Here is a 1,200-nt window from a genome sequence, read left to right as displayed (position 1 = left end):
GGACCCAGACGACCTGATCCCAGCGCTACGCCGCCATCTGGACCGCGAAGGCTTCCCGATGGTGAAGATTGCGCTGACGCGCGAATCCATGTTCCGCGCCACACGCATTGATCCTGATGACGCCTGGGTGTGCTGGGCGGTGGATTCGCTGGAACGCACGTCGGGGCAGAAGACGGCGTTGCTGCCGAATTTGGGTGGATCATTGCCGAATGACATCTTCACGGACGTGCTGGGCCTGCGCACGATCTGGGTCCCGCATTCGTATCCTGGATGTTCGCAGCACGCGCCGAATGAGCATCTGCCGCCGGAGCTGCTGCGGCAAGCGCTGGGGTTGATGACGGGCTTGTATTGGGATTTGGGCGCGGGCAATACGCCGGCGGTGTCGCGGGGGTGAGTGTTGAATGATTGTTTGGGGATGTGAGGTTGCTTGATGGGTTACGCGCGTTGTGCGGCGATTCTTTTTCTGACGGACCTGCCGCGCTACACCCATCCTACGATTACGCACCGCGATTCGTAGGTTGGGTGAAGGGCGGCACCCTCGACCCGCGCAAACAGAGGCCCGCCGCACGCAACCCATCAACCGCATCCACCCGACCGGCCACAGATCGCCTTCGTAGGATGGGTGAAGTGCGGCACCGTCGACCCGCGCAAACAGGTGCCCGCCGCACGTAACCCATCAACCGCATCCACGCGATGCGTCACAGATCGTCCTTCGTAGGATGGGTGAAGTGCGGCAACGTCGGCCCGCGAAAACAGGTGCCGGCCGCACGTAACCCATCAGCAGCATCCCCCCGCCGGGCCACAGATCGCCCTTCGTAGGATGGGTGAAGTGCGGCAATGTCGACCCGCGCAAACAGGTGCCCAACGCACGCAACCCATCAGCAGCATCCACCCGACGGCCCACAGACCGCCTTCGTAGGATGGGTGAAGTGCGGCACCCTCGACCCGCGCAAACAAGTGCCGAACGCACGTAACCCATCAACCGCCCCCCCCCAACGAACCACAGATCGCCCCTCGCAAGACAGGCAAAGTGCGACACCCTCGACCCGCTGATCAAGTACGCTGTCGAGAACCGTGGCGTGTAAGTCGCGGTCGGCCAATGATGGCAATCCCGCCCTGCGGTAGACTTGCCTGCAATTCCGCGTCGCCGACGCGGCACGACACGACGCCACGACGAACGCGTTGCCCCAGGAGTCCCCC

General features: G+C 63.5%; 1 pseudogene. It reads left to right on the top strand.

The window, feature by feature from the left end:
• A pseudogene (locus tag ACE04A_RS05855) lies at positions 1-394 on the top strand (M20 peptidase family dipeptidase); the annotation flags it as partial.
• Positions 395-1,200: the final 806 nt, after the last annotated feature.

This window comes from Achromobacter colocynthidis, assembly GCF_057334535.1.
The sequence above is the reverse complement of the archived record's forward strand: the minus strand, read 5'-3'. Positions and strand labels throughout refer to the sequence as shown.